This window comes from Asticcacaulis biprosthecium C19 (genome assembly GCF_000204015.1).
Classification (GTDB): Bacteria; Pseudomonadota; Alphaproteobacteria; order Caulobacterales; family Caulobacteraceae; genus Asticcacaulis; species Asticcacaulis biprosthecius.
On sequence record NZ_GL883079.1, the window covers coordinates 198,630 to 219,706 of the forward strand.

General features: G+C 61.0%; 25 protein-coding genes and 1 tRNA gene. 15 read left to right on the forward strand and 11 right to left on the reverse strand.

The annotated features are described in order from the left end of the window. Positions 1-29: 29 nt before the first annotated feature. The 4 genes from ABI_RS16060 to ABI_RS16075 all read right to left on the reverse strand — a co-directional run bounded on the left by ABI_RS16060 (position 30) and on the right by ABI_RS16075 (position 3,238). Complete coding sequence (locus ABI_RS16060) at positions 30-773, reverse strand: SIMPL domain-containing protein (RefSeq protein WP_050808328.1); 744 nt, start codon at positions 771-773, stop codon at positions 30-32. Positions 774-892: 119 nt separating this feature from the next. Next, entirely contained in the window at positions 893-1,774 is an 882-nt protein-coding gene (locus ABI_RS16065) for a CatB-related O-acetyltransferase (RefSeq protein ID WP_006274097.1), read from the reverse strand. 55 nt (positions 1,775-1,829) lie between these two features. Then, positions 1,830-1,905 (reverse strand) — tRNA-Ile (locus ABI_RS16070). 58 nt (positions 1,906-1,963) lie between these two features. Beyond that, a complete protein-coding gene (locus ABI_RS16075) occupies positions 1,964-3,238 on the reverse strand; it encodes an MFS transporter (RefSeq protein WP_006274098.1) in 1,275 nt (424 codons plus the stop codon). 140 nt (positions 3,239-3,378) lie between these two features. Here ABI_RS16075 and ABI_RS16080 point away from each other — a divergent pair, with 140 nt between their 5' ends. Next, positions 3,379-3,960: a TetR/AcrR family transcriptional regulator gene (locus ABI_RS16080; RefSeq protein WP_006274099.1), complete on the forward strand. Its 582-nt coding sequence runs from the start codon at positions 3,379-3,381 to the stop codon at positions 3,958-3,960. Here the strand turns inward: ABI_RS16080 and ABI_RS16085 are convergent. The 3 genes from ABI_RS16085 to ABI_RS16095 form a co-directional block, all read right to left on the reverse strand. Beyond that, on the reverse strand, positions 3,957-4,229 hold the full coding sequence (locus tag ABI_RS16085; RefSeq protein WP_006274100.1) for a GNAT family N-acetyltransferase: 273 nt from the start codon (positions 4,227-4,229) through the stop codon (positions 3,957-3,959). The two genes, ABI_RS16080 and ABI_RS16085, sit on opposite strands and share 4 nt — an antisense overlap. A 72-nt stretch (positions 4,230-4,301) precedes the next feature. Further along, positions 4,302-5,369: a hypothetical protein gene (locus ABI_RS16090; protein WP_006274101.1), complete on the reverse strand. Its 1,068-nt coding sequence runs from the start codon at positions 5,367-5,369 to the stop codon at positions 4,302-4,304. Further along, the gene (locus tag ABI_RS16095; RefSeq protein WP_006274102.1) at positions 5,366-6,124 is read right to left on the reverse strand and encodes a hypothetical protein; all 759 of its coding nucleotides are present in this window, start codon (positions 6,122-6,124) and stop codon (positions 5,366-5,368) included. The genes ABI_RS16090 and ABI_RS16095 overlap by 4 nt, the downstream gene beginning before the upstream one ends. Before the next feature lie 192 nt (positions 6,125-6,316). Here ABI_RS16095 and ABI_RS16100 point away from each other — a divergent pair, with 192 nt between their 5' ends. The 10 genes from ABI_RS16100 to ABI_RS16145 all read left to right on the forward strand — a co-directional run bounded on the left by ABI_RS16100 (position 6,317) and on the right by ABI_RS16145 (position 14,796). Further along, a complete protein-coding gene (locus tag ABI_RS16100; protein WP_006274103.1) occupies positions 6,317-7,108 on the forward strand; it encodes an SPOR domain-containing protein in 792 nt (263 codons plus the stop codon). Then, entirely contained in the window at positions 7,108-8,205 is a 1,098-nt protein-coding gene (nagZ, locus tag ABI_RS16105) for a beta-N-acetylhexosaminidase (RefSeq protein ID WP_006274104.1), read from the forward strand. The genes ABI_RS16100 and nagZ overlap by 1 nt, the downstream gene beginning before the upstream one ends. Beyond that, positions 8,202-9,077 (forward strand): segregation and condensation protein A, encoded by an 876-nt coding sequence (locus ABI_RS16110; protein ID WP_006274105.1) that lies wholly within the window; start codon positions 8,202-8,204, stop codon positions 9,075-9,077. The genes nagZ and ABI_RS16110 overlap by 4 nt, the downstream gene beginning before the upstream one ends. After that, positions 9,074-9,715 (forward strand): SMC-Scp complex subunit ScpB, encoded by a 642-nt coding sequence (gene scpB / locus ABI_RS16115; RefSeq protein WP_006274106.1) that lies wholly within the window; start codon positions 9,074-9,076, stop codon positions 9,713-9,715. The genes ABI_RS16110 and scpB overlap by 4 nt, the downstream gene beginning before the upstream one ends. A 132-nt stretch (positions 9,716-9,847) precedes the next feature. Further along, positions 9,848-10,045 (forward strand): twin-arginine translocase TatA/TatE family subunit, encoded by a 198-nt coding sequence (locus ABI_RS16120; protein ID WP_040309513.1) that lies wholly within the window; start codon positions 9,848-9,850, stop codon positions 10,043-10,045. 36 nt (positions 10,046-10,081) lie between these two features. Then, positions 10,082-10,615 carry a Sec-independent protein translocase protein TatB gene (tatB, locus tag ABI_RS16125; RefSeq protein WP_006274108.1) on the forward strand — a complete coding sequence of 178 codons (534 nt, stop codon included), beginning with the start codon at positions 10,082-10,084 and terminating at the stop codon, positions 10,613-10,615. Continuing rightward, complete coding sequence (gene tatC / locus ABI_RS16130) at positions 10,612-11,568, forward strand: twin-arginine translocase subunit TatC (RefSeq protein WP_006274109.1); 957 nt, start codon at positions 10,612-10,614, stop codon at positions 11,566-11,568. Before tatB ends, tatC begins: the two co-directional genes overlap by 4 nt. Before the next feature lie 173 nt (positions 11,569-11,741). Then, the gene (gene serS / locus ABI_RS16135) at positions 11,742-13,025 is read left to right on the forward strand and encodes a serine--tRNA ligase (protein ID WP_006274110.1); all 1,284 of its coding nucleotides are present in this window, start codon (positions 11,742-11,744) and stop codon (positions 13,023-13,025) included. 311 nt (positions 13,026-13,336) lie between these two features. Then, on the forward strand, positions 13,337-14,152 hold the full coding sequence (gene surE, locus ABI_RS16140; protein WP_006274111.1) for a 5'/3'-nucleotidase SurE: 816 nt from the start codon (positions 13,337-13,339) through the stop codon (positions 14,150-14,152). Further along, positions 14,149-14,796: a protein-L-isoaspartate(D-aspartate) O-methyltransferase gene (locus ABI_RS16145; protein WP_040309514.1), complete on the forward strand. Its 648-nt coding sequence runs from the start codon at positions 14,149-14,151 to the stop codon at positions 14,794-14,796. The genes surE and ABI_RS16145 overlap by 4 nt, the downstream gene beginning before the upstream one ends. Here ABI_RS16145 and ABI_RS16150 read toward each other — a convergent pair. From ABI_RS16150 to ABI_RS16165, 4 genes are read right to left on the reverse strand one after another with little or no spacing between them, the layout of a single operon-like run. After that, entirely contained in the window at positions 14,793-15,122 is a 330-nt protein-coding gene (locus ABI_RS16150; RefSeq protein WP_006274113.1) for a hypothetical protein, read from the reverse strand. The genes ABI_RS16145 and ABI_RS16150 overlap by 4 nt on opposite strands. Then, positions 15,119-15,691, reverse strand: coding sequence for an RNA polymerase sigma factor (locus ABI_RS16155; RefSeq protein WP_006274114.1), 573 nt, complete (start codon positions 15,689-15,691; stop codon positions 15,119-15,121). Before ABI_RS16155 ends, ABI_RS16150 begins: the two co-directional genes overlap by 4 nt. Before the next feature lie 27 nt (positions 15,692-15,718). Further along, a complete protein-coding gene (locus ABI_RS23805; RefSeq protein WP_006274115.1) occupies positions 15,719-16,186 on the reverse strand; it encodes a hypothetical protein in 468 nt (155 codons plus the stop codon). A gap of 11 nt (positions 16,187-16,197) precedes the next feature. Further along, the gene (locus ABI_RS16165; protein ID WP_006274116.1) at positions 16,198-16,377 is read right to left on the reverse strand and encodes a hypothetical protein; all 180 of its coding nucleotides are present in this window, start codon (positions 16,375-16,377) and stop codon (positions 16,198-16,200) included. 230 nt (positions 16,378-16,607) lie between these two features. Between ABI_RS16165 and ABI_RS16170 the strand changes: the two genes are divergently transcribed. The 4 genes from ABI_RS16170 to secD all read left to right on the forward strand — a co-directional run bounded on the left by ABI_RS16170 (position 16,608) and on the right by secD (position 21,026). Further along, on the forward strand, positions 16,608-17,153 hold the full coding sequence (locus tag ABI_RS16170) for a LysM peptidoglycan-binding domain-containing protein (RefSeq protein WP_083811539.1): 546 nt from the start codon (positions 16,608-16,610) through the stop codon (positions 17,151-17,153). 8 nt (positions 17,154-17,161) lie between these two features. Further along, positions 17,162-17,899, forward strand: a complete 738-nt coding sequence (locus tag ABI_RS23810; RefSeq protein ID WP_006274118.1) for a murein hydrolase activator EnvC family protein — start codon at positions 17,162-17,164, stop codon at positions 17,897-17,899. 134 nt (positions 17,900-18,033) lie between these two features. Continuing rightward, positions 18,034-18,387 carry a preprotein translocase subunit YajC gene (gene yajC, locus ABI_RS16180; RefSeq protein WP_006274119.1) on the forward strand — a complete coding sequence of 118 codons (354 nt, stop codon included), beginning with the start codon at positions 18,034-18,036 and terminating at the stop codon, positions 18,385-18,387. 38 nt (positions 18,388-18,425) lie between these two features. Then, positions 18,426-21,026: a protein translocase subunit SecD gene (secD, locus tag ABI_RS16185; protein ID WP_006274120.1), complete on the forward strand. Its 2,601-nt coding sequence runs from the start codon at positions 18,426-18,428 to the stop codon at positions 21,024-21,026. The last annotated feature ends 51 nt before the right edge of the window (positions 21,027-21,077 follow it).

The following is a 21,077-nucleotide window of genomic DNA, read 5'->3' on the forward strand; positions in this document are numbered from 1 at the left end:
CGATGAGGCAAGGTCATCGTGGATTGGTATTATTCAAGCTCGAACACGGCCGAGACGCTGACGCTCAGTTGCAGTTCACCCGACGCGACCGGGGTCGACTTGTCCATGGCGGCTTCGGCGCGCATCGCCATCATCGGCATGGGGTGATTGTAGACCGGACCGCTTTCGGAGATGGTCTGGACTCGCTTGACCTTCATGCCAAAGGCCGAGGCATACAGGTTGGCGCGCTGGGTCAGGGTCTTGATGGCCTGGGTGCGGGCCTGGTCCATCAGGACGTCGTCATTTTTCAGACCGAAGCTGATATTGTCGATCTGATTGACCCCGGCGGCCAGGACGGCGTCGATGACGGCGCCCGTCTGGTCCAGCTTGTTGACGCGAACGCTGACCTGGTTCATCGCCTGGTAGCCGGTGATCTTGGGCTGGTTGCCATTGCTGTAGTCGTACTGCGGGCTCAGGTTCAAGCTGGAGGTCTGGATGTCCTTGGCCTCGATGCCGGCGGCCTTCAACGCCGCCATGACCTGGTTCATCTTGACATTGTTGTTCTTCATCGCCGTTGAGGCAGTACCGGCCTGAGTGACGACCCCGAAGCTGACGGTGGCCTTGTCCGGTGCGGCCGAGACTTCGCCATTGGCTGTCAGGCTGATGGTGGTCGGCAGGCTGGCGGGCGAAATCATCATTGGGGTCATTGTCTGGGCGGAAGCGGCCATGGGCGCGGCGGCGAGGGCGGCGGCGCACACCGACAGGGCCAGGGCTTTCAGGATGGAGCGGGTCATTTTCAATTCTCTCACAATTGGTACAACGGGAATGTCTCGCTGTGGATAGCGGTGTATGGCTTGGCGGCTGAACCTGAACTGAATGAAATAAGGTTGAAATGTGGTAGGCAGTTGCGCGGTTATTCGTCGATGCCGGCGTCGGCCTCCGCCGCGGCCTTTTCCAACGCCCCGATGTCGCCCGACATGATGTGCGGCAGACAGACCTGGATCTTTTCGTAGGCCCAATCCCACCAAGATAGTGCCAGTAACCTCTGTATGGTGGTTTCGTCGTGGCGAAAACGGATGACCCGCGCCGGATTGCCACCAACTATGGCATAGGGCGGCACGGATTTGGTGACCACCGCCTGGGCCGCGATCACGGCGCCATGGCCAATGCTGACCCCGGGGTTAATCACCGCGTTGACCCCGATCCAGACGTCCGATCCAATGGTGACCTGACCTTTCTCAACATGGTCAGGAATACCCCGCGCGGCGGGCCAAAGTCCCTGGAGGGTGCTGAACGGGTAGGTGCTGAAGGTGTCTGTGTAGTGGTTGGACAGGATGATTTTGACGCCCATTGCAATGCTGCAAAACCGACCGATCGTCAGTCCACCATATTCTTCTTCGAGAACGTCCGGAGTGCCGTAGGTGTAGTCGCCGATGCTCCAGCCATATTTGACAATCTTTTCCTCGAAAATTCGCCATGTCCAGGTGAACCAAGGATCCATGCCGGGGATGGCAGGCTCCAGGTACAGGGTCGGGTGCGATGAGCCCAGGAGGTGCTCGCCTGATAGGATGGTGTGTTTGCCCACTGTCTTGACGTTGTCGAAGCGGACGCTTTTTTCGCCCTGCACGTTGTAAAAACACAGCAGGTTCTCTTCCATGCCCCATCGCGCTTCGTTCGGATGGTCGTAACCCAGAATACGGCCGTCCTCTGACAGGCGCAGGGTGTTGGTGGTCGGGCGGCGCCGGTCGAGGCTGAAACGCCAGACGGTCTGAAAAAATTCACGCGGTAACGTCATAAGCGGCTCGATGAGGCGAAAAAATCTTTGGGAAAGCGAAACAGACTTTGGGAAGTGGTAGGCGAGGAGGGACTCGAACCCCCAACCAGACCGTTATGAGCGGTCGGCTCTAACCATTGAGCTACTCGCCCCCGTGACAGGGCTCCCGAAGCGGGAAGGCGGCGGTGCTAACACGCGTCGCGCGCGGTTTCAAGCCGCAGCCGGCGCTGTCTGTGCTTTCGGCCGGATGATGGTCAGCGCCAGAAGGGCTGCGAGCAGGCACAGCGCGCCGGCGATTAAGAACGCCAGGTCGTATTTGCCAGAGGTGGTGCGGATAAACCCTGCTGTAAAAGCGATCGAGGCGGCGCCCAACTGGTGGCCGGCGAACACCCAGCCGAAGACGATGCCGGCCTTGTCCTTACCGAACTTTTCCGCCGCCAGTTTCAGGGTCGGGGGCACGGTGGCGATCCAGTCCAGGCCGTAGAAAACCGCGAAGGGCGCCAGGCCGAAGAATGTGAACTCGGCATTGGGCAGGAACAGCAGGGAGATGCCCCGCAGGCCATAATAGGCAAACAACAGCCAGCGCGAATCGTAGCGGTCCGACAGCCAACCCGATCCTATGGTGCCGATAAAGTCGAAGAGTCCCATCAGCGCCAGGACGCCGGCTGCGGTCACGGCGATCATGCCGTAGTCACCGCAGAACGAGACGAAGTGCGTCTGGATCAGGCCGTTGGTCGAGGCGCCGCAGATAAAGAAGGTGCCGAACAAGACCCAGAAGGTGCGGGTCTTGGCTGCGTCCTTCAGAACTTGGAACGGTTGCAGGTTCTGCGTGGGTGGAGCGGTGTCGACGACCGTGTCGCCATAGGCCGGCAGACCGAGATCTGACGGACGGTCGCGCATCAGCAGCAGAACCAGGACAAAGGCGGTCGCCAGCAGGCCGCAGACCAGGATCAGCGCCGTGCGCCAGCCAAAGGCCTGGTCCAACTGCGCGATCAGGGGCAGGAAGGCAAGTTGCCCGGTGGCCGACGACGCCGTCAGCAGGCCGATGACCAGACCGCGGCGATGGTTGAACCAGCGCGTGGCTACCGTGGCGCCCAGGACGATGGCCGTCATGCCGGCACCGACTCCGGTGAACACGCCCCAGAACAGCACCAGTTGCCACATGTCCTTCATGAGCATCGACAGGCCCAAACCAGCGACGATCAAGGCCAGGGCGCAACTGACCACCCTTTGCAGGCCATAGCGCATCATCAGCCAGGCGGCGAACGGGGCAATGGCGCCGAACAGAAACAGGCGCAAGGCCAGGGCGGCTGAGATATCGGCCGTGGTCCAGCCGAACTCCTTTTGCAGCGCCGGCATCAGCACGCCCGGCGCCCCCAATGCGCAGGCGGTGGTCAGCATAATCAGGAAGGTCAGGCCTGCCATCACCCAGCCATAGTGGATGTTGCGCGAGTTCAGGGCGGCGGCAAGAGGCGTGGACAACATGGCGAGTCACTTTACATGATCATGGTCATGATTGCATTTATGATGATGATCATGTATCGTCAACGCCAAACATCGCAAAGAAACTGCCAAACTGCCAAACTGCCAAACCGCCAACACTTAAACTATCAGGACTGCCCTTCTTGAAGACCTCCCGTGCCACTGTCGAACGTAACCGTGAACGTTTGCTGCAGACGGCGTCCGCCCAGGTGCGCAAGCGCGGCATCGAAGGCTTGAAGGTGGCCGACCTGATGCGCGAATGCGGCCTGACCCATGGTGGTTTCGGGACCTATTTCGACTCGAAGGAAGACTTGGTCGCTCAGGCCTGCGCGGCGACCCTCCAGCGCCAGTCCGAGCGAATTGGCCGGGCGGTGGCGACGGGGAGTTTCCAGGCGGAGCTTCTGGGGCTGTTCGAGCGCTATCTGTCGCAGCAGAACCGCGACCATCCGGAAGGGGCTTGTCTGTTTCCATCCCTGGCCGGAGATATGCCACGCCAGCCGCAGTCCGTGCGGGCGATCTTTACCACTGGACTTAAAGACTATCTGGCTGGGATGCAGGCTTTGCTGGGCGGGGACGAGGCCGAAGCAATGACAGTGATGTCGACCCTGGTCGGCGCCATGGTTCTTTCGCGCGCCGTGGATGATGTGGCGTATTCAGATCGTCTGCTGGAAGCGGTGCAGGAGAGGCTGACCGAAGTGCATGCCGCGGACGGATCTCCTTCCTAACCCGCCAAGTCCGCGTATTCATCATGGCGCCGGATCCAGGCCGCAGCGTAACCGCAGATCGGGATCACCTTCAGCGTACGTTCACGCGCCGTATCCATCACGCCGCGCATCAGCCGCCCGGCCGTACCCTTTCCACGCAGGGCCGGCGGCGACTCGACATATTCGATATACAAGGTATCGCCGTTGATCCGGTAGTCGGCTGTCGCTGTGCCTTCATCTTCACTGAGTTCGAAACGGCCGCGGGCGGGATTGTCGATGACCTCGGACATGTTGGCGCTCCTTCGGTTTGAACCTCAAGATAGGCATGCCGCGATAAGGGCGCAATACCTATCAGGAGAGACCTACCAGGGAAGCACGGCACAGCCGTTGCCGGCGAGTTTGCGTTCGTAGGACGTCACCAGGGCGTTGTAGGGCGGTACGAAGGTATTCAGCGGCCGCAAGGTGCCATTGACCTGTTCGGCGACCGACAGCCGGATCTCGAAATGCAGGTGGACCGTTGTGTACGACGTGCCGCCTGGCCCGAAGTCGCCGACCTGGCCCAGCCGCCGGCCGGCCTTGACCATCGTCGTCGTGCCTTCCAGCGGTTGCCAGTGGGCGATAAAATCGGGATCCATGTGCAGATAGCGGTAGATGCGGTACGGCGGGTTCACCGCCCGCAGGGTCAGGGTGTAGGACCCGACGTCCTTGACGACGGAATCTTCGGCAGCGACAGCCCAGTGGACGCTCTTCTGGCAGGTTTCGGGGCGGATATCCTGGCCCTGGTGGCCTTTGGCGCTATGGCAGAGGGCATTTTCGCCCGAGCGCTTTTCACAGAAGTTGTCGCGCCAGGGATACTGGTAGTTCGAAGGGTCGCAAGAGGTACCGCGCAGATTGTTGTAGGCGGCCAGCCAGCCCGACTGCTTGGGGTTGCTGTAGGCCTTGTTGTACCAGGCGTCGTACTGCGCCTTGGAGGCCAGGGCTTCCGGCGTGGCGAAGCCTTCGCCGCCGGGGCGGTAGACCTGGCTGTTGGCATAGGCCTTGCCTTCGATAGGGAAACACATGGCCGGCGACCAGTTGTCGACGTTGACATTGGCCTTGTAGCCCGGATCGTTGTTGCTGGTCGCTGCCCAGGGCAGGGGCACGGTGCTGGAACTCCACGACCAGGGCAAAAGGTCGGTCGCCGGCAGGTAGGTGAAGCCGCCAGGCGCTACCGAGCTTTCCACGGACGCATCGACCGAGGCTGTGCCGGAGACTTCGCTCTCGCCGGAAACCGGGGGCGCGGCGGAGGATGACGAAGCGCCGGCGCCCATGGGGATGACCGGCAGCCCGTACTTGGCGCCCTGGCACTGGTACAGTAGGCCCAGGGCCAGGATCAGGATGATAACCGCGATGACCGCGCCGCCGCCGCCAGAGCCATTGTTCCTACTCATGGCTTCACCGAAGAATTGGGTTTCACCGGATTGTTGGCCGTTTGGCGTTGTGTCAGGACGTCACGATTGACGGGGACCTTGACCGTGTCGGTCGGCCGTGGCGGTTGGGTCGTATTGCCGCCGGTGGCGGCGGTGAATTCGCGTTCCGCTTGAGCGCCCAGCACGATCTCGGTCATGCCGGAGGCGATCTTGCGAATATAGGTCGAGTCCTTGCAGTAGTTCATGGCGTCGGCTTCATCGCAGATGACCTCGATGCCGTAGGCCATGCCGAAGCGCGAGAAACTGGCTGTCCAGCCGTCCTCCGTCTCGCTGAACAGCACCTCGACCGGCTGGCCGCCCATATTGACCTGGTCGAACTTGACGCCACGGAACATGCCGGGCTGTGAGGCAACGAAGACTCGGGTGCCACTGAGCAGGACCGTCAGACCTTTGACCGGCTGCGGCAGGTTGATGTCGTAGACGTCGCCCAGTGAGGTGAAGGCCAGGCCGTCGCGGCTCACGCCTGTCGAGGCGTCGGGCAGGAGGATGGGCAGTGTCGTGTTGTCGACCTGATCGTTGCGGGCGCGCAGACCACGGGTCGCGCGCGATTTTGCGGCGACGCCGGGATTGTAGACGCGCGACAGGGTTTTCCAGTCGATCGCGGCGGGCGGCAGGGTGCGCGGTGACGCGTCCTGGGCCTGGGGCGAGACGACAATGCCGCCCCCCAGGATCACGGCCAGAGCGACCGCGGCCAAAGGCATGATTTTGCCGTTCACGAAGCAAGTCCCCTGAATTGAAATGTTTGAAAATCAAAGATTACGCGTAACAATGTCGTCACCATAACAGGGATCTTCGAACGAGTCCTGCAAGACGGTGATTATTTGCGTCAGTGAACATTTTTCGCCACAGGGGTGTCAAAATCGTATTGCAAACTCTATTCTCTAGGGTCTGCCTGAGAAGAATCAGGCATGATTCGCCCAAACGGCTTTGGCCGCCTGTGCGGGCATTGTATTTTTCAGGCTTTGGCCAAGGACTTCACACCCATGCTGGACAAGGATCGCGGCACCTATTCGCCCCCGACCGAAGACAATCTGAGCTACGAATCGCGCCGCACTGCGTCGCGCGATCAGGCGCCGCTGACCCTGATCATCAGCGGCATTGTCCTCGTGGTGGTTTTGCTGGCGGCGGTGCTGTTCTACAATTCGGGCCTGAGCACAAAGGGCCGCATTCCGGTCGAGGTCGGTGACACACTGGGTGAATTCCGCGACGAAAAGGTCACCGACGCCAAGGTCTTGAGCGACGAAGATTTGGCCGAAGGCAGCCAGGCGAAGTTCGCGCCCGGTTCCGAAACCCCGGCGCTGCGCGATTCCGCGACCTCAGGCGAAACCAATGTCGCGCCCCCGGTTGCTGCCCCGATCGAAGGACCTCTGCCGTCGCAGAAGCCGGTGGAAGCCGTGCCGGTGCCGGCGGAGACAAAACCGGAGACCAAGCCTGCCGCCACGCCGCAGCCGGTGGCGTCTTCGGGTTCGACCTCGGTCCAGATCGGCGCCTTCAACAGCCAGGAACAGGCCAATACCGAGTACGCCAAGGTCGCGTCCAGCTTCGGGCTGTTCGTTGGCGGCGCCGGCAAGAGCGTCCAAAAGGTCGAGACCGAACGCGGCACCTTTTATCGCACCGCCTTTACCGGCCTGTCGGCCGACAAGGCTAAGTCCTTCTGCGCCGCGCTGAAGTCGGCCGGCCGCGACTGTATCGTGCGGTAATGTCCAGGGTCAAAAAGCTGGCCGATGTCCGGGCCTGTATCCTGGGCGTCAGCGGTCTGGAACTGACGACGGAAGAACAACGCTTCTTCCACGATCATCCCCCGCTGGGTTTCATCCTGTTTCGCCGCAATATCGAGACACCGGAGCAGACCAAGGCCCTGGTGACCGCGCTGAAGGCGTGCGTGCGCCACGATCCATTGATCCTGATCGACCAGGAAGGCGGTCGGGTGCGCCGCCTGCGTCCGCCGCACTGGCCCGACTATCCGCCGGCTGCCCGCTTTGCCGAAGTGTGCAACGACCCATATGAGCAGCGAGACATGGTACGCCTGGGCGCGCGGCTGATGGCCAACGACCTCTATGCGTTGGGTATCAATGTCGACTGCGTGCCGGTCCTGGACGTACCTCAACCCGGTGCCCACGATATTATCGGCGACCGCGCCTATGGGCTAACGGCCGGCGATGTCGCCGTTATGGGCCGCGCCGCCTGCGAAGGCCTGCTGGCCGGCGGCGTCTTGCCGGTGATCAAGCATATTCCCGGTCACGGCCGGGCAGGAGCCGACTCGCACACCGACCTGCCCAAGGTCGATACCAAGCTGGACGAGTTGCTGAAGGTCGACTTCTATCCGTTCCAGGTCAATGCCGACATGCCGATCGCCATGACCGCGCACGTGCTGTACAAGGCGATTGACAAGCGCAACACCGCGACCACATCGAAAAAGTGCATCAAGGTGATCCGCAAGGTTATCGGCTTCGACGGGCTTTTGATCTGCGACGACCTGTCAATGAACGCGCTGACTGGCGACCTGCATCACCGCGCCAAGGCGTCTTTGAAGGCCGGGTGCGATGTCCTGCTTCACTGCAACGGCAAGTTGGACCAGATGAAGGTCGTCGTCGCCGAGGCGCCCAAGCTGCGCCGCGATGCCTTGCGCCGGGCCGAGGCCTGTTTCCGCCGTCTGGTGACCACGCCGGAGCCGTTGGATGTGGCCGATGCCCGGGCGCGCTTCGATGTTGTTCTCGCGCGCAGTGCGCCGCATGAAGCCAAGGTCGATCCGACCGAGGTGCTGGCCGGCGCGCCGGCCGCCAGAGAACAGGCATGAGCCGCGAACGGGCCGCACCTTCGGGGCTCGATCACGACGTCCGCCAGTCGAAGCTGGACTTTGATGGTTCGGCCTCCGATGCGCCCGAGGAAATCGCCCCCGATGAAGCGCTGGTGCTGCAACTCGACAGCTATGAAGGGCCGCTGCATGTCCTGCTGGCCCTGGCGCGGTCGCAGAAGGTCGACCTGCTGAAAATCTCGATCACCCGCCTGGCCGAACAGTACCTGGCCTTCATCCAGGAGGCGCGCAAACTGCGCTTCTCGTTGGCGGCCGACTATCTGGTCATGGCGTCCTGGCTGGCCTATTTGAAATCGCGCCTTCTGCTGCCGAAGACCGAGCGCAAGCAGGGCAATGAACCGGCGCCGGAAGATCTGGCCGCGGCCCTGGCGTTTCGGCTGAAGAAGCTGGAAGCCATGCGCAAGGCGGTGGAGGCCCTCACGGAACGGCCGCAGCTCAAGCGTGACGTCTTTGCGCGTGGCGATCCGGAGGCGCGATTGATCATTCCATCATCGCGCATCGAGGCCAATGTCTTCGACCTGATGAGCGCCTACGTCACCCAGCGGCGGCGTGAAACGGAGCGTCATTACGACCCGACGCGACGTATCGAGGCCTACTCGCTGGAAGATGCCCGCGATAACCTGCGCTCCAAGCTGCCGTCACTGAACAACTGGACGGCATTGGACGATGTGGCGCCACAGCCGCGCGGCGGAGTTGGCCCCAAGCGAATCTCCTACCTGGCCTCGACCCTGTCGGCGTCGCTGGAGCTGACCAAGGAGGGGCAACTTCAGCTTCAGCAACTGGCGACCTTCGACACCCTGTACATGCGCAAGCGCACGCCCCTTATGCCGATCCCGGAGGTAAAACCGGAATGACGCCCGAGACTCTGGAACGCGCCGTCGAAGCGCTTTTATTTGCCGCTGCCGGTCCGCTGTCGGCGGCTGAACTGGCCTATCGTCTGCCGGAGGGCGTCGATGTTGGCCAGGCTCTGGCTGGTCTTAAAGCGCGCTATGCCGGGCGCGGCGTGGCGCTGGAGGTTATCAACGACCGCTGGCAGTTCCGCACCGCCGGCGATCTGGGCTACCTGATGGTGGAGGAGCGCGAGGAGCCGCGCCGACTGTCCAAGGCGGCGCTGGAAACCCTGGCCATCATCGCCTACCACCAGCCGGTCACCCGCGCCGAGATCGAATCCGTCCGCGGTGTCGGCCTGTCGCGTGGGACTCTGGACGTCCTGCACGAAATGAACCTGATCCGGCTGCGCGGTCGGCGCCGTACGCCCGGCCGACCGGTAACCTACGGCACGACGGAGACCTTCCTGGAGCAGTTTTCTCTGCCCAGCCTGGCCGACCTGCCGGGTGTGGCCGAGATGCGCGCCGCGGGACTGCTGGACCTCAATGTGCCGGCCGACTTCATGGTGCCCGACCCGTCGTCGGGGCAGGTGCTCGAGGACGCGGCGACGCTCGACGATCTGGAAGAGGTCGAATTCGCCCAGGACTTCTTCGAAGAGAAATGAATTTCTTTCGCAGAGGCGGGATAATCGATGCAAAAATGCTTCCTAATTTGGTCATAAAAAGCCTATAAGGACTGAAATTTGCATCGTGCCCGCCCCATGTACAGGGGCGAGAGGCGCCAAGGAGAGTAGACTATGGGTGGACTTAGTATTTGGCACTGGCTTTTGGTTGCAGTCGTTGCATTGTTGCTATTCGGTGGCCGCGGTCAGATTTCCAACCTGATGGGCGATGCCGCCAAGGGTATCAAAGCGTTCAAGGACGGCCTGAAGGACAGCGGCAACGAGGACGACGACAAGAAAAAGAAGGTCGACGGCGAAGAGCCGAAAGCCTAACCGTCCTATCGCCACACTTAAGAGAAAGCTGCCATCATGTTGCCCGGTCTCGGCGGCAGTGAGCTGATTATCATTGCAATCGTCGCCCTGGTCGTGGTCGGGCCGAAGGATTTGCCGAAGCTGCTCCGCAATCTCGGCAAGTTCATCGGCAAGATGCGCAATATGGCCGACGACTTTAAATCCTCGTTCGACGATATGGCCCGCCAGAGCGAGCTCGATGACCTGCGCAAGGAGGTCGAGGCGCTACGCTCGAACAACCTGACCAGTTCGATCCAGAGCGAGATGAAGGCCATCGAAAGCGATATCAGCGTCAGCCTGAACAAGGGCGACAGTCCGGTTACGATGACGCCCCCGTCTGAGCCGGTGGATCCGAAGATATCTTATCCTCAGATGGACGGTTTGCCGCCCAAGTGGGACGCCGCCCAGAGTGATGATCTCGAGGCTGAGGTTGCCCCCGTCAAAAAGCCGCGTGCGCGCAAACCGAAGGTCGTTGCGCAAGCGGCGGCGGAACCCGAAGTCGAGCCTACCGTCATGCCTGTTAAACGCTCGCGCCGGAAGGTTGCCTCGTGACCGAAACCCTGCCGAACACGATCGACGTCGAAGACAAGCACAAGCGTAGCCTGGTGACCAAGGGCCAGACGACGGCCAATGACGCCGAAGATGCCGATATCGAGGCGTCGCGTGCGCCGTTGATGGATCACCTTGTCGAGCTGCGCACGCGCATCGTCATCATGGCGGTTGCCTTCGTGATTGCCTGCATCGGATGTTTCGCGGTCGCCAAGCCGATCTACGAGTTCCTGCTTCATCCGCTTAAGGTGGCCAGCGCCATGCTTGAGCAGACAAAGATCAGCGGCCATGGCGGCAATCCTTTCGACATGATGTATGTCCTGTTGGGCCTGAAGCAGGTGACTCTGAACAAGGATTTGTCGCTGATCTTCACGGCGCCGCTGGAATTCATTTTCACGCAAATGAAGATGGCCATGTTCGGCGGCATCATCGTCAGCTTCCCAGTCCTGGCCTGGCAACTCTACGGCTTCGTCGCTCCGGGCCTGTACCGCCGCGAACGCAACGCCTTCCTGCCGTTTCTTTTCGCAGCGCCACTGATGTTCGTGCTGGGGATGGCGCTGGTCTATTTCATTATCCTGCCGACGGTGCTGTGGTTCTCCCTGAGCCAGCAGATTGTTGCTCCGGGCGTCGCCATCACCGCCATGTATAAGGTGTCCGACTACCTGTCGCTGATCACCACTTTGATGCTGGCCTTCGGTTGCTGTTTCCAGCTTCCAATCGTTATAAGTCTTTTGGGCCTGGCCGGTATTGTCACGTCGAAAATGCTGAGCAGTTTCCGGCGCTACGCCATATTGGCCATCGTTGTCGTGGCGGCGGTTGTGACGCCGCCGGACCCGATTTCGCAACTGATGCTGGCGATCCCGATCGTGCTTCTGTACGAGATATCGATCCTCTGCGTGAAGTTGATCGAGTGGCGGCGCAAGGGCAAGCCGGTCACGGACGTCGTTGAAGTCTGACGCATTTTGGGTTTGCCCAAATCACCGGCTTTGCGTATCTAGCCCGCTAAGTTTTACACCGCTTATCTAGCCTGTCCCGGTGATAGGAGAGGGTTGACAGAGTCTCTGTCAACTCCCTCTCCCCACTTGAGGGGAGAGGGTTGGGGTGAGGGGTCCTTACATCCGAGGCCACCATGCACGATATCAAGGCGTTACGCGACAATCCTCAAGTCTATGTTCATGGCTGGAACTCGCGTGGCCGTGAGTCGTCGCAGGCCGATGCCGATTCGTTGATTTCCCTGGATTCCGAGTTGCGCGCCGCCCAGACGGCTTTCCAGAACGCCCAGGCGCGCCGCAACGAAGCCAGCAAGCAGATAGGCCAGGCCAAGGCCCAAAAGGACGAGGCCAAGGCTCAGGCGCTGATGGCCGAGGTCGAGAGCCTGAAAACGACCCTGGAAACCGAGGACGCCAAACAACGTGACCTGGGCGAAAAGTTGCGCACCGAACTGGCTTCGCTGCCTAACTTGCCGTTCGAGGACGTGCCACAGGGCGAAGACGAAGCTGGCAATGTCGAACAACGCCGTTGGGGGGATCCGAGGAACTTTATCTTTACGCCAAAGGACCACGCCGATCTGGGTGAGGCGATGAAGATGATGGACTTCGAGGCCGCCGCCAAGATCAGTGGATCGCGTTTCGTGTTTCTGAAAGGCCAGTTGGCGCGGCTGGAACGTGCCATCGGTCAATTCATGCTGGACGTCCAGACGAATGAGCACGGCTATACCGAGGTCAACCCGCCGGTCCTGGTCAAGGATCACGCCATGTTCGGCACGGGACAGCTTCCGAAGTTTGAAGAGGACCTGTTCAAGACGGCCGAGCCCTTCTACCTCATCCCGACCGCCGAAGTGTCGCTGACCAACCTGATCCGTGAGGCCATCACGGCCGAGGAAGAACTGCCGCTGCGGCTAACGGCTCTGACCAACTGCTTCCGAGCTGAAGCTGGTTCGGCCGGTCGCGATACCAAGGGCATGATCCGTCAGCACCAGTTCCAGAAGGTCGAACTCGTCTCGATCACCACGCCCGAGCAATCGTCCGAAGAGCACGAGCGCATGACCGGCTGCGCCGAAAGCATTCTGAAACGGTTGGAATTGCCGTACCGGACCATGCTGCTGTGTACCGGTGACATGGGTTTCGGCGCGCGCAAGACCTATGACCTGGAGGTGTGGCTGCCGTCGCAGAACACCTATCGCGAAATCTCGTCGTGCTCGAACTGTGGTGATTTCCAGGCGCGCCGCATGGACGCCCGTACCCGCAAAGCCGGCGAAAAGGGCACTCGCTTCGTCCATACGCTCAACGGCTCGGGTCTGGCGGTTGGCAGGACACTGGTGGCGGTGATGGAGAATTATCAGGACGAGAACGGCAAGATCGCTGTGCCTGTGGTGCTTCAACCCTATATGGGTGGGCTGACCCAGATTGGGTAAGCGTTTTGAACCACGGATGGACACGGATGGACACGGATTTCCAGTTCATCCGGAACCTGCCGCGTAGCGGCATCTCGGTTTAAGGCGGTCCACAGATTTCACAGATTACACAGATTAGAGTCTTAATCCCTCTAATCTGTGTAATCTGTGGACCCACTTTGGAAGAAGCCGCTGCGCGGAACATTCATGCGCGCCTTGAAATCCGTGTTGATCCGCGTCCATCCGTGGTGCCAATCTTTTTTAACCTGTTGGCCACTTTTTGTTCCTCATCCGGCTTGCGGCACGGACGGAAATCGCCATAAACATTTCGTATGCGTATCCTCCTGACCAATGACGACGGCGTCGAGGCCTACGGTCTCGAAATCCTCCATAACATCGCCCGCCAACTCAGCGACGATGTCTGGGTCTGTGCCCCCGTTATCGAACAGTCCGGTAAGGGCAGGGGCATCACGCTGCACGATCCGCTCCGCGTCAAACGCCTGGGTGAAAAGCGTTTTGCCGTCTCGGGCACCCCCACCGACTGCGTCCAGATCGCCATCAATGACTTGATGCCGCAGCCGCCGGACCTGGTCCTGTCCGGGATCAATCGTGGATTCAACCTGGCGCAGGATGTGACTCTGTCGGGCACGGTTGCCGGCGCGCTGCAGGGCATGACGCTCGGTATCCCCTCGATCGCGCTGTCGCAGTGTCTGGACTTCGATATCGACCTGATGACCCAATGGAACGCCGCCGAGGTCCATGGCGCGCCTGTACTCAGCGCCATCCTGGAAAAGGGCTGGCCGGCGGACGTGGTGATCAATATCAACTTCCCGGATTGCCCGGCCGATGAGGTCACGGGCGTCGAAGTTACCCGTCAGGGCTTTCGTGACGCTCACGAAATGCACGCCGTCAAACGCCGCGACCCGCGCGGTCGCGACTATTACTGGATGAATTTCCATGCTTTCGATCAGACTATGATCGACGGCACCGATTTGAACGCCGTGGCCCATAAGCGCATCTCGGTGACCCCGCTGCATCTGGACCTCACGCATTACGAGACGATGCACCGTCTGAAGAAGACTCTGGGCGGCACGGTACCCAAACAGATTAATATTGCCGATGACGAAAAGGCAGGGGCGGCGGAATGACTGAGCCCCCCGAAGAAACTCGCCTGCAAAGGTTGATGTCCGGACTCAAGCAGCAGGGCATCGACGACCGCAAGGTGTTGCACGCCATGGAGATCACGCCGCGCGACCTGTTCGTACCGGAACTGTTCCTCGACCGGTCGTGGGAAGATTCGGCCATCCCGATCAATTGCGGCCAGACCATTTCCCAGCCCTATATCGTCGCCCTAATGACCCAGGCGCTGAAGATCGAGGGCCGGCATCGTGTGTTGGAGATCGGCACGGGCAGCGGCTATCAGACGGCGATCCTCGCGCGATTGGCGCGTTATGTTTACACCATTGAACGCTATCGCTCGCTGATGGTTGAGGCCGAGACCCGCCATCGCCGGCTTCTGCTGGAAAATATCATCTATCGCTTCGGGGATGGCTGGGATGGTTGGCCGGAACAGGCGCCGTTCGACCGGATCCTGGTCACGGCTGCCTTGCCGGATGTTCCGACCGATCTGTTGAACCAGTTGAAACCGAAGGGTATTTTGGTCGGCCCCTTAGGCAAGGGATCAACCCAGATCCTGGTGCGCTATACCCGCACGGCGGACGGTTTTGAACGCGAAGATATGAGCGACGTTCGCTTTGTGCCGTTGATATCCGGCGTCGCAAAAGAAGCCTAGATCTGTATCCCGAAATCGCGCAGAGCCGGGCGCAGGTACCAGGCTCCCAGCGCGATCATGCCGACGACGCTCAGGATGATGACCACCGGTACGAGGGCGCCACCCAGGGTGATGATGGCCGGCGTCACGTACGGCATGATCAGGCCCATCACGAGAGTCACGGCACAGCCGCCGCACAGCCACCAAGCTAGATTCTCGACGAAACGGCGACGCTCGACCTTTTCCATGACGGCGATGACGAAGGCGATATCGCGCACCGGCGGCATGCCAGGTACTTGGGCCGGGACCTCGGCTTGCAGCAAGGCTTTCAAGGCGTCTTCACTCATGACGGTACTCCGAGCAGGGCGGTGAGTTTATCACGCCCCTTGGCAATATGCGACTTAACCGTGCCCAGGGGAAGCCCCAGAATGTCGGCGGCTTCGCTGTGGCTGTAGTCGCCGGCGACGCAAAGGCTGACGGCGGCGCGCTGGTCCAGCGGCAGTTGTGCCAAGGCTGCCTGAACACTCAACCGGCTGTCAACGGTTGAAGACGCCTGTTGCGGCGTCAGGTCGTGCCATTGGGTGTCGCGTGCAGACTGGCGGTTGAAGCGGCGGCGGTCGTTCAGGGCCTTGCGATAGGCGATGCCGCAGACAAAGGTACGAAACGAAATCCCGTCGTGCAGCCGGTCGATCTTTGACCATGCCGTGACGAAGGCCTCCTGGGCGAGGTCATCGGCGTCGTCGGCGGTGGCGGCCAGGCGACGGAGGAAGGCGCGCACCGCTTGCTGGCTGTCCGACACAAGCCGGGAGAAGGCTTCGTCGGAGCCGGAACGGGCGCGCCGGATCAGGGCGGCATGGCCAGATTCCGGATGGCCAGATTCCGAATGGCCAGATTCCGAATGGAGTGGGGATTCCATGGTCGGGTGCCCTGAGGTTCGCAATCGTCAATCGTCGACGCGGTCGCGACGCTTGCCGTCGTCGGGGCGCGAACGCGGCCCGAACAGGACGCCGATCAGTTTCAGCACGAACAGGGCCGCCGCAGCCACGCCGAAGGCCATACCCAGCGCCGTGAAGACGTGGCTGGCGTCGCTACCGGTCTGGTAACCCATATAGCTGAAGCCGGCGGCTAGGGCGGCGAAGACCACCACACTGCCCCACCCGCCGTTGCGATGACGATAGCGGCCGCCACCTTGATAGCCATAGGCCTGGTCCATGGCGCGATCTTCGTCGTTCTTGAGCTGATCCAGCAGGAACTGCGGCGGCTCCTTGCCCTGGTCGGCATAGCTTTTCAGGATACGCAGGGTCTCACTGCGGTGATGGTGGTGGCTCATCATGCCGAATACCCCCATCAGCATGCCGCCAACCGGAAAGATCAGCCACCAGTAGTCGCGGAACAATTGTTCGAAATTCATGTCGCCCTCCTTCAGAAATGGTTGTCGCGGCGCAGGGCATCCGGCACGGGCTGGCCGCGGTCGAGATAGCTCCTCATCAAATCAAGCTTCTTCTTCTCGTAGCTGCTGCGCAGGATCATCTGCACCAGGCCGTAGACCATGGCCATGGCCGGAAAAATCAACCACCAGAATTGGCGAAACAGTTCAGTCATCAGAGCCTCCATTAAGCTTGCGGGTGCGCACCCGGCTATACCGGGCCGTTTTCATGACTGAATGTCCGCTGCTGGCTTGGTTGGATGTGCTCACGGTAAATTTCTTTGCGCCATCCCCTCTTTTGCCCGATTTTTGCGCATCATTAGGGATTCGTTATCCATAGCTTAGCATAGAGTAAACGCGCACCAACCCTTACTCATTAACGATTTCGCATTCACGGAGCCCCATCATGACAGCGCACGCAAGACGTATGCATCAAGGCTTGATCTTCAGGGGGCTGGTGACTGCTGCGGCCGGATTGGTCCTGCTCGGGCTGCAGGCCTGCACGACCACGGACATGCCGGAACCGAAATATCCCGTCTATATGCAGGACAAGCCAGCGGATACCGCTCCGGCCACACCTGTGGCGGACGCCGCGCCGGAGACTGCCGCACCTGTAAGCGCCCCACCACCGTTTTTCGCGCCGGCAACCACGGTCGAATTGCCGGCCGTCGTACCGCCACCGCCGCCGCCGCCGGACACCGCCTCGGCATCATCCTCGGCGCCGGTCGCGCCGGTGAAAAATTTGCGCGCCGCCTACACCTATACTCTGGTGGCGCAGGATACGCTGTATGGCGTGTCGCGCCGTTTCGGCGTTCCGGTCAAGACGCTCTATGACATCAACGGCTTCGAGCCCAATGCCACCCTGCGGATTGGCCAGAAGGTCCTTCTACCGGAGGGCGCCGTCGATAAGGGGCGGAAGCACGCGCCAATGGCGCCACCCTGGTCCGGCTGAGCTCAGCTTTGGCCAGCACGGCCCCGGCGCCGGTGGTTAGCGCGCCGGCCGCGAAGCCGGTTGAGGCAAAGTCGACGTCCAGCCTGCCGCCGCCGCCCTTGCCCAAGGCGTCCGAAAAGACCACGACAACGGTTGCGGCCAAACCGACCGTCGCCGCTCCGGCTGCGGCAGCGGTTGCCGCCGTTAAACCCGTTGTCACAGCGGCCACGACCACGGTCGCGGCTGTCAAACCGGCCGTGACGCCGCCGGTGGCGAAACCGGAAGCGAAGCCCGCCGCGAAGCCGCTGGTTGCGACGCCACCGCCGGCCGTGGCTGGCTTTCCGACCAATGCCCAACTGAGCCAGATGGGCAAGGGCGTTTTTGCCTGGCCGGTCAAGGGCAAGATTCTCGTGCCGTTCGGTCAGTTGGCGCCCAATGTGCGCAATGACGGAATCAATATTGCCTCGAGCGGCGGCACAGATGTGGTGGCGGCCGCGGATGGCGTCGTGGTCTACCAGGGGGATCAGGTCCGCGAACTGGGTAACACCATCTATATCAAGCACCCCAATGGCTGGTACACCGGCTATTCACACCTGTCGGCCATGAAGGTGACCAACAACCAGAAGGTCACCAAAGGGCAGGTCATCGGCACCGTTGGCCAGAGCGGCACGATCGACCAGCCGCAACTGCATTTCGAAGTGCGTTATACGCCGTCGACCGATATCGCCCGGCCGATCGATCCGAAGCTGGTTCTGCCGTCATCGTAAGAGGTTAACGGGGAGGGGTTCGATGCGGCCGGCTGTGGCAAATATGCCATTGACCTTTTTATGGTTCTGCCTATGTATGGCGAACCTTTGAGCCGCCTAGTGTCGCGGCCGTAACGATACTCCAGGAGACGACCGTGTTCGCCACCCCCGCCTTTGCTCAAGCTGCCGGCGCTGCCGCGCCATCCGGAACCGACGGCCTGCTGTCCATGCTGCCGATGCTGATCGGTTTTATCGCCATCATGTACTTCTTCATGATCCGTCCGCAGCAGCAACGCGCCAAGCAGCACAAGGCGATGATCTCAGCCATCAAGCGCAATGACACGGTCGTACTGTCGTCGGGCCTGATCGGCAAGGTCACCCGCGTTGAGGACGCTGAAATCTCCATGGAAGTCGCCAGTGGCGTCAATGTCCGGGTCGTCAAGGCCATGATCACCGAAGTGCGCGCCAAGGGCGAACCGGCGCCTGCCAACGACACCAAGGCCGCCTGAGCCCTTCTTTCGCCTTTTAAAGTACCGAGCGCCAAATCATGATGAGCTTATCACGCTGGAAGGTGGGGCTGGTTCTTATCGCCACCCTTCTGGGCATCCTGTTCTCCTTGCCCAATTTCTTGCCGTCCAGCGTGAAGGACAGCCTGCCAGGCTTTGTGCCCGCCAAGGGGCTCAATCTGGGCCTCGACCTTCAGGGTGGGTCTTACCTCCTGGTGGAGGTCGATACCGCCGCCTTGCAGCGTGAACGGCTCAACAATCTGGTCGAACAGATCCGCGCCGATCTGACCGAAAAGAAGATCGCGACGCCGACGCCAATCGTCGATGGCAACAGTGTGCGTGTCCGCATTCCCGACGTCTCGCAGGTTGACGACGCCTATAAGTCGCTGAGCCGGTTCCCGATGGCACTGCCGAACAATCCCAGCGCCATGGACATGACGGTGAACCGTGGGCCGGATCAGACCCTGGTTGTCACGTTGACAGAAGATGGGATACGGGCGACGTCGGTGCGCGCGGTCGACACCTCTATCGAAATCGTTCGCCGCCGTATCGATGAACTGGGAACCAAAGAGCCGTCGATCGCCCGTCAAGGCGTGAACCGCATCGTCGTTGAAGCCCCGGGGGAAAGCGATCCGGACGAATTGAAGCGCATCATCGGCACGACCGCGCAACTGACCTTCCATATGGTTGACGACAGCGTTTCGCCCGAGGCCACCCTGGCCGGCCAACTGCCGCCGGGGACCATGGCGCTGCCTGAGGAAGGCAATGGCGGCCAGCCTTTGGCGATCCGCAAACTGGCCATCGTTTCCGGTAAAAATCTGGTCGACGCCAAAACCGAAACGGATGAGAACGGCCAGCCTGCCATCGGTTTTGCCTTCGACAGCGAAGGGGCACGTGCTTTCGGCGACATCACGCGGAACAATATCGGCAGGCGCTTTGCCATTGTTCTGGATGGCAAGATCATTTCCGCCCCGCGGATTATCGGGGCGATTTCCGGTGGCAAGGGCCAGATTACCGGCGTCGACCAGGTAGAGGCGTCCGAGACGGTGAAACTGCTCAATGGTGGCGCCTTGCCGGCGCCGCTCAAGTTTGAGCAACAGCGTACCGTGACCGCTGAATTGGGCGCCGATGCGGTTCAGAAGGGCGCTATTGCGACCCTGGTGGCCGTCATCTGTGTCATCGTCTTCATGTTCTTCTCCTATGGCTTCCTGTTCGGCGGGGTCGCCGTAGTTGCCCTGATCGTCAACCTCGTCCTCTTGATCGGCGGCATGTCGATGATGCAGGCCACGCTGACACTGCCCGGCATTGCCGGTCTTATCCTGACCCTGGCCATGGCGGTTGACGCCAACGTTCTGATCTATGAGCGTATGCGTGACGAAGTGCGCGCCGGTCGAAATGTCATCAGCGCCCTGGACGCGGGCTTCTCGCGCGCCATGGAAACCATTATCGACGCCAACGTTACCACCCTGGCGGCGGCCGCCATCATGTATTTCCTGGGCGCCGGCCCGGTGAAGGGCTTCGCTGTCACCCTGACCCTCGGTGTCATAACCTCGGTCTTCTCGGCCGTTCTGGTGACCCAGATTCTGCTGGGCGTGTGGTTCCGCGTTTCGCGCCCCAAGACCATGCCGATCGCCGACAATGTCAAGCCGACGAAGTGGCCGCTGATCAAGGTCCTACCGCAAAAAACCAACTTCACCTTCGTCAAGTTCGCCAAGCTGGCGGGCGGCGTGTCGATCCTGGCCGTCCTGGCTTCGCTGTTCCTGGCCATCTACCCGGCAACTCCGCCATGCGGCGGCCTGGCATGCGGTGTCGACTTTAAGGGCGGTTCGGCGCTGGATATCACGACGGCGCCCCAGGTCATCGACCTCGCCAAGCTGCGCGAGACGATGAACAGTCAGGGTCTGAAGGGCGTTCAGGTTCAGGGGGTCGACGATGGTACGGCGGCTCAGATGAAGTTCGAAACACCGGGGAATGACCCGGTCGGCAAGGTCGAGCAGGTCAAGATCGCGCTGAAAAAGGATTTCCCGACCGCCGCCTTCTCCAACACGGAAGTGGTAGGCGCCAAGGTGTCGGGTGAATTGCTGACCGGCGGTATCCTGGCCCTGTTCATGGCCATCGGCCTGATGATGATCTACATCTGGTTCCGTTTCGAGTGGCAGTTTGGTTTGGGGGCCGTTGTCGCCCTGTTCCACGACGTCACCCTGACGTTCGGTCTGTTCGCCCTGTTCAAGCTGGAATTCGACCTGCGCGCTGTGGCGGCCATCCTGACCATCATCGGTTATTCGATGAACGATACCGTCGTCGTGTTCGACCGGCTGCGGGAAAATCTTCGTAAATACAAAAAGATGCCGTTGGGTGATTTGATCGACCTGTCGATCAATGAGACTTTGTCGCGGACCATCATCACCGGTGTGACGGCCATCATGGCCTTGACCGGCCTGGCGGTCCTGGGCGGCGAGACCCTGCTCAGCTTCTCCGTCGCCATGATATTTGGTATCTTTATCGGTACCTATTCCTCGGTTTATGTTGCCGCGCCAGTTATCCTGTTGTGGGGTGTCAACCGCAATCAGGGGGACGCCGAAGTGGTGGATATGGGCGGCTTCAAGGGCCGCAAGAAGATCCCGGCCGACGAACTGCCGTAAGTCAAAAAGGGCGCCAGGGCAGAGTTTTGCCTCCGGCGCCCGTTTCGCATA